Here is a 7,156-nt window from a genome sequence, read left to right on the forward strand (position 1 = left end):
ATGTAGTCATTTGGATAACTTGCTGATAGCTGGAGTAAAAATTCATTCATCCAATCACTATTACATCCGCCTGCTATGATGAAAAACGAGTCGCCTGTATGGGCATCCACAGCCCCATAACAATAGCGGTACTCACGAATATGGTGACTAGCTACATGAGGACGATAATCTTTTGGAGACCAACATGAACCAAGTTTACTGATACGCCCAAAACCCGCCTCATCTTGATACATAAGGCGGACTTTTTGATATTCTTTTCCATTAATAAAGCGCTTACTCGCTCTCTTCTCGAATAAAGATTTTATTTTTAGACGCTAAAATGGTTTCAGCGTCTGCTTTTTGACTTAGAAAACCACTAGCAATGCTAGTGGTTTTCTAAGTCAAAAAAGACCAGTCTCCTATTGAATATAGAAGACTGGTCACATAAAAGTGTTTTTCTACTGTTCATTAATGAAGGGTAATCGTAATGTCCAATTCCTTTTGATTATCTTTATTTAACTATTTCTTCTTTGTAATCACAAGTTTCATTACTACAAACGATTTGTTTTCCACCACGAATCTTTTTTTCAACGAGATAATCACCAGATTTTGGACAATCACGACCTACTGGTAAATCCCAAGTGGTAAAGTCACAGTCTGGATATCGTTCACAACCGTAAAAAATCCGGTTCCGTTTGGTTTTTCGTTCAATTACTTGACCTTTATGACAGATTGGACAAGCCACTCCTATTTCTTTTGTAATTGCTTTTGTATGACGGCAATCAGGAAAATTGCTACAAGCATAGAATTTACCAAAACGTCCTAGTTTGATCACCATAGGATGACCACAAAGATCACAATCAAAGCCAGCTGGCTCATCCTTTATTTGAATCTTTTCAATTTCAGACTCAGCCTTGCCCAATTCTTTAACGAAAGGTTTGTAGAATTGATCAATCACATGTTGCCATTCTTCTTTACCGATTTCTACTTGATCAAGCTTATTTTCCATCTCAGCTGTAAAGGTAACATCCACAATATCGGGGAAGAATTCCACAATCAGTTTATTAACAATTTCACCAAGCTCTGTTGGTTCAAATCGTTTAGCGACTAATTTCACATAATAACGACGTTGGATAACTTCCAAAGTTGGGGCATAAGTCGATGGACGTCCCACTCCATTTTCCTCTAATGTTTTAATCAGCGTTGCTTCCGAATAACGAGCCGGTGGTTGAGTGAAGTGTTGTTCTGGTAAAGTAGAAACTTTTTTTACAATCTCTCCTTCTTTCATTTCTGGTAAGATTTTATTTTTATCAGAATCATTGTAGACAGCCATGTAGCCATTGAATTTCATCTGGCTCCCATTAGCGACAAAGAGAATGCCATTTTGTTCCAAATTCACTTTAACAGTATCAAAGATAGCCGCTGTCATTTGACTGGCAACAAAGCGATTCCAAATAAGCGTGTAAAGTTTTAATTGGTCTTTATTAAGAAAACTTGCAATGGATTCTGGTGTATGATGAACACTAGATGGACGAATAGCTTCATGGGCATCCTGAGCATTACTAGTATTTTTAATACGATTACCATGCTTAGAATAATTGACACCAAAACGATTAATAATGAATTGGGCAGCATCATTTTGTGCAACTGGGCTAATACGTGTCGAGTCTGTACGCATATAGGTGATCAAACCTTGTGTACCATTAGAACCAAGGTTAATGCCTTCATAAAGCTGTTGAGCAACCATCATTGTTTTACGTGTTCTAAAATTAATTTTGTTGGCAGCATCTTGTTGTAAAGACGATGTCGTATATGGCAGTGGCGCATTTCGACGACGTTCTTTCTTTTCAACCTTGCTGACAAGAAAATCATCACTTTCTAATTTAGCAAGTACTTCTTTGACATCGTCATTATGTTTTAGTTTTCTTTTTTTGCCGTCAATGCCATAGAAACTTGCTTGGAATTTTTTTGTCCCTTTCTTAAAGAGCCCATCAATTGACCAATATTCTTCGGGAATAAAGGCTTTAATTTCATTTTCACGATCAATAATTAATTTCAATGCAACAGATTGTACTCGTCCTGCTGAAAGTCCCTTTTTAACCTTCTTCCAAAGGATTGGGGAAATAGAATAACCCACGATACGGTCTAAAACACGACGAGCTTGCTGAGAATCAACCAAATCCATATCAATCTTGCGGGGTTCCACAAAAGCGTTTTTAACCGCATCTTTTGTAATTTCATTAAAAACAACTCGATTATGATCTTCCGGATCAAGTTTCAAAAGGTGTGATAAATGCCAAGAAATAGCTTCCCCCTCACGGTCTGGGTCACTCGCAAGGTAAACTTTTTTAGCATTTTTAGCTTCTTTTTTTAGAGAATTAATCAGTGGTCCCTTACCACGAATATTAATATATTGGGGTTCGTAGTTATTGTCAAAGTCAATTGACATTGATGATTTTTTCAAATCGCGAATATGCCCTATAGAAGCAACCACTTTGTAGTGACGTCCTAAATACTTTTCAATTGTTTTAGCTTTAGCAGGTGACTCAACAATGACTAGATTTTTTTTTGATGTTGTTGATTTCTTTTTTGTTGTAGACTTTTTAGCCCCCGTTTTTGGCTTAGCTGTAGTTTTTGTTCCCAATTCGACACACTTCCTATAACAGTTATGATTAAAAGCTTATAGAATAATATCCCATTTTTTAGCAACTGTCAATAAAAAAATGCCCTATAAGAAGAAACTTTGTTAATGCTGGTATTCTAAAAGGATATCAGCACCTGATGTAATACATATTGCACCCTCTTTAATGAGTTTAAGGCAACCCTCAGCATTGCCATCCAAAATTGTTCCTGGAATAGCAAAAATATCTCGCCCTTCATCCATTCCAAACTGACAAGTAATAAGGGAACCTGAGCGTTGTTTTGCTTCAGCAACAATGATGCCTCGACTAAGCCCTGCGATAATACGGTTTCGCTCTGGAAAATGGTAGGAAAGTGCTTCTTCACCTGGACCATACTCTGTCAGTACTAAATGATTTTTTCCGAGAAAGGTTTGTAAGTTTTGATTTTCTTTAGGGTAAAAGCGATCCAATCCGGTACCAATTACTGCAATTGTTTGTCCGCCATTTTTGAGACAAGCTAAATGAGCACTTGTATCAATACCTCTAGCTAAACCACTCACAATCACAAAATGATTTTGAAGCTCCTTGAGGATTTTAGCGACAGATTTAACTCCTATATCACTTGATTTTCGTGCCCCAACAACTGCTAACTTAGGCTTTTCCAAAAGACTTAAATTACCTTGAAAAAATAAAAGTACGGGTGGATTATAAATTTCTTTTAAAGCAAGTGGATAATGTTGATCTAAAATGGATAAACTTGGAAATTGTTTAAATTCTTGTCGCAAAGTTTTCAAATCAAGTTGCTTATAATGTTCGATAAACAAAACTGGATCCTTACAACATGAAACAACAGCCATATCCCGAAGTGATAATGATTTATGATGATGTTTCTCTTGATAATCAAGGATTTTGAGAATGTTTAAATTTGTTAACCCAGCTTTTTTAAGCTTATAAAGTTCAAAATTGTTCACTAAGTTACCTCCCTACTTCTATTTATTCGTAAAAAGAAAAAAGTTCTGATTAAACAGAACCTTTTTGAAAATATTATTAAAGTCATCTCTATTGCATTGATTTGATTGGCTCAAAACTTTTTCGGTGAATAGGTGTGATACCATAAGTTTGTAACCCTTGTAAATGCTCCTTTGTTCCATAACCTGCATTTTTAGCAAAGCCATAACCAGGAAACTGCTGGTCATAGTTAGCCATCATGCGATCCCTTGTAACCTTTGCAACAATGGATGCCGCTGCAATAGAAAGGGAGTTAGCGTCTCCTTTAATAATAGATTGTTGGGGGAGAGGAATGTCTAAAGACATGGCATCTATTAAAAGATAATCTGGCTTTATGGCTTGACTTTCTAAATGATTAATGGCGGCTAACATGGCAAGTTTTGTGGCTTCATAAATATTTACTTTATCAATACACATATTGTCAACTACTCCAAGGCCAATAGCAACCGCTTTTTCTTTTACCACTTGATAAATAGCTTCATGCTTAGATTTTGAAATTTTTTTAGAATCATTCAACCCTTTAATTTTACAGCCTTTAGGTAAAATAACACATGCAGCAACCACCGGACCTGCAAGCGGTCCACGACCCACCTCATCAATACCCGCAATAGCTTGATAACCTTTTTCATAAAGCGATTTTTCATAAGTAAGCATGGCTTCTAAACGGGTGCTCTCATCTAAATCAGCCTGAATTGCTTTTTGACGGCTAATCAGAACTTTTTGAACACCTAATCTGGTATCTGAAGCTAATTGTTCAAATAGAGGATCTGAGAGACTAGTAACAGTTTCTAAACGTTTTTTGATGATCCTTATGCTAGTTGACATCTATATCTCCTACCTGATCTAAAGTGTATTGACCAAATTTGCCATCACGAACTTCTTTAACAAATAAATTGTAAAAACGGTCGTAATCATCTTTGAAACCTAGTTGGTGTGTTAGTGTCATAATCATTTCTGGTGCTTCTTCATCTAAGGAAATTCCTTTAAAACGCTTTAGCAATCGGTCTGGATAATTTTTTTTAAAATAATTCAATCCAAAGATAGTCACTTCATCCATTGGTAGTAATTGATCTTTAATGGCACCTGTTAGCGCTAGTTTTAACCCAACCAATTCATCCTCAAATTTTGGCCAAAGAATACCAGGTGTGTCCAGAATTTCTAAATCCTTATTTAATTTTAACCACTGTTGCCCCTTGGTAACACCCGGCTTATTGCCTACCACAGCAATTTTTTTACCAGCCAAACGATTCATCAAAGTTGATTTCCCAGCATTAGGAATACCAACAATCATGGTACGCAAAGTCTCCTTTTGAATGCCACGCTCCCTTAGACGACTTATTTTATCAGCCATCAATTCTTTTGCTGCTTCAGTGACTTTTTTAACCGTTGATTGTTCTTTAGAATTTATTGCTAATGTTTTAATGCCTTGATTTTCATAATATGCTTTCCATTCTTTAGTATAGGCAGCATCAGCTAAATCAGCCTTATTTAAAATCATAAGCTTTGGTTTATCACCAATAATCTTTGTCAACATCGGATTTTGACTAGAAAGTGGCAAGCGTGCATCCACTAAAATAGTTACAAAATCAACATGTTTAATATTTTCTTGCACTTGCCTTCTGGCCTTGGACATGTGTCCAGGAAACCATTGAATAATTGCCATGAGTGTTATTTTCCTTTCGTATCAAGGGTTTAACGGAGGTAAACCTGCCTGTTTTCTATTAGGCACCAAGCAGGCACCAAAATTTTTTGTTGTCTTTCTCTAAGGTAAGATATTTCAAAGTCTTTATGATATTTTGATAAATCTTTCTCAACTTTAGGAATAATATTTGCAGTTATATGTCTTGGTGTGTAGGTTGATTTTAGACCGAGTTTTTCACTAAAATCAGGTAAAGAAAATTCCATTAGCCTAGAGTTATAGTTCTCTTCAATTTTTATTATTTATTACTTTTAGAGTATTTACACAACCAGGATTTAAGGGCTGAGAAGTTGATCCATAAATTAGTTCAGCACCTGAACTGTTCCCGTTTGAAAACCATAATGGTCTCAAAATCCACATGATCAACATCCCCATAATATCCTTTATTGCCAATGACCTATCAACTCCCTAAAGATAGTGCATATGTTTGAACCAATGAGGAGTGAGGTGTTTGGTCCATTTGAAGCCACATTGCTTTTCACAAGTATCAATTTAATTCATTTTCAACTTTCGCCAAAAGTTTGTGAAATAAACATGAAGTGATTACGAACCATTCTCTGTACGAAAAATACTTTTAAAGGATGTCAATGCTTTACTTGGCTTTTCCTGAGCCTATTTGCCAAAATCTCTATTTCCGTTGAGCAATTCTTCTCTTAACGGCTTCACAGACAACTTCTGGTAACATTTTATCAATACGGATAATCCCAGTGTCAACATCAAAATCATCTTCTGTAAAAGCCACTTCGTCAATTCTTAACCCTGAAAAAGTACAACGATGGCTAAATCATAATAATTCGAATTCCTTGTTTTACTCAGTATATCAAAGAAAGCACCGATTTCATATAATTCTAAGAATTTAGCCTCTCTTTTTTCTAGGGGAGCGTTAAGTTTGATAACCGACATTGGAGAATACTGAAAGATATTATACAAAACACCATGATTAAAAATTTTATGACATGTACCTTTGATTGTGAAGCATTGTAGGTCTCCATATCGGTTGCCAGACATTGTTTCATTAGTCGTGGAGTTGTTTGTTCCAAAAGAAAATCATCTTCATTATTTGACCTATTCTTTGGATTACAAATGTTTCTCTCTTTGCGGTCTATTCTTTAATAGAAACTGACCACGTTCATCTTGCTGTCGCAATTAACGTGTATTTTATGATAACTAAAGCTATCTTCCAGTTTCCTGTTAGCAAATCTTTACACTTTTCTACAACTTCATAAGGTATTTCACCTTTTGAATTTTTGGGGTTCTATAATACATTTCCTTATCCTTTGCTGAATCAGAAAATCGATAATAAATTACCATCTAACATTATACCATGATTTATCCTACTAAATTAATAAAAATAAATGAATCAGTTACAGATTTATAAAGTGTTCTAGATTAAACATAACTATAGGAGCAAACCATTTTGGACTTGGTATAATAAAGTGAAAACGAGGAAAATTATTATTGCCAAGAAAAGTATTTGATAAAGCGTTCAAATTATCTGCTGTCAAACTCATTCCCGAGGGAGAGCAGCCTGTAAAAATGGTTAGTTCTACTTTAGGAATTCACCCAAATAATTTATATCGCTGGGGTCAAGAATACGAAAAATGTGCAGAAAGTACGTTTCTAGGACATGGGAGCGCACTTTGTCATGCCCAATTTGAGATTAAAAAACTCAAGAAAGAGAATAAGATTCTACAAAAGCAGTTGACTCTTCTAAAAAAGTTTCAGGTTTTCTTGAAGACAAGCCGGAAATAAAGTTTCGGTTTCTAAAGGAGAATAGCGCTAACCTGACTATTAATCACGCTTGTCAAACGCTTCAAGTATCAATGAATCATTAAGACTATTTTTCTAT

General features: G+C 35.5%; 6 protein-coding genes and 1 pseudogene. 1 reads left to right on the top strand and 6 read right to left on the bottom strand.

The window, feature by feature from the left end:
* From H346_RS0107845 to H346_RS10885, 6 genes and pseudogenes are all read right to left on the bottom strand, one after another.
* Window positions 1-341 (bottom strand): annotated as a pseudogene (locus H346_RS0107845) (transposase); the annotation flags it as partial.
* Window positions 342-490: 149 nt separating this feature from the next.
* Window positions 491-2,623, bottom strand: a complete 2,133-nt coding sequence (gene topA, locus H346_RS0107850; protein WP_027970598.1) for a type I DNA topoisomerase — start codon at window positions 2,621-2,623, stop codon at window positions 491-493.
* A gap of 102 nt (window positions 2,624-2,725) precedes the next feature.
* Window positions 2,726-3,571: a DNA-processing protein DprA gene (gene dprA, locus H346_RS0107855; RefSeq protein ID WP_027970599.1), complete on the bottom strand. Its 846-nt coding sequence runs from the start codon at window positions 3,569-3,571 to the stop codon at window positions 2,726-2,728.
* Window positions 3,572-3,659: 88 nt separating this feature from the next.
* A complete protein-coding gene (locus tag H346_RS0107860; RefSeq protein WP_027970600.1) occupies window positions 3,660-4,433 on the bottom strand; it encodes a ribonuclease HII in 774 nt (257 codons plus the stop codon).
* Window positions 4,423-5,271, bottom strand: a complete 849-nt coding sequence (ylqF, locus tag H346_RS0107865) for a ribosome biogenesis GTPase YlqF (protein ID WP_027970601.1) — start codon at window positions 5,269-5,271, stop codon at window positions 4,423-4,425. The genes H346_RS0107860 and ylqF overlap by 11 nt, the downstream gene beginning before the upstream one ends.
* Window positions 5,272-5,300: 29 nt before the next feature.
* Entirely contained in the window at window positions 5,301-5,513 is a 213-nt protein-coding gene (locus H346_RS10885) for a hypothetical protein (RefSeq protein ID WP_027970602.1), read from the bottom strand.
* A gap of 1,252 nt (window positions 5,514-6,765) precedes the next feature.
* On the opposite strand from H346_RS10885, the gene H346_RS0107885 reads away from it, so the two are divergent.
* Window positions 6,766-7,059, top strand: coding sequence for a transposase (locus H346_RS0107885; protein WP_027970603.1), 294 nt, complete (start codon window positions 6,766-6,768; stop codon window positions 7,057-7,059).
* The last annotated feature ends 97 nt before the right edge of the window (window positions 7,060-7,156 follow it).

This window comes from Streptococcus castoreus DSM 17536, assembly GCF_000425025.1.
In the GTDB taxonomy this organism is placed as follows: Bacteria; Bacillota; Bacilli; order Lactobacillales; family Streptococcaceae; genus Streptococcus; species Streptococcus castoreus.

Bases quoted from the DNA above. Each gene is read 5' to 3' on its own strand.
- H346_RS10885 (WP_027970602.1), bottom strand. From the start codon at position 5,513: ATGGAATTTTCTTTACCTGATTTTAGTGAAAAACTCGGTCTAAAATCA.
- H346_RS0107860 (WP_027970600.1), bottom strand. From the start codon at position 4,433: ATGTCAACTAGCATAAGGATCATCAAAAAACGTTTAGAAACTGTTACT.
- ylqF (WP_027970601.1), bottom strand. From the start codon at position 5,271: ATGGCAATTATTCAATGGTTTCCTGGACACATGTCCAAGGCCAGAAGG.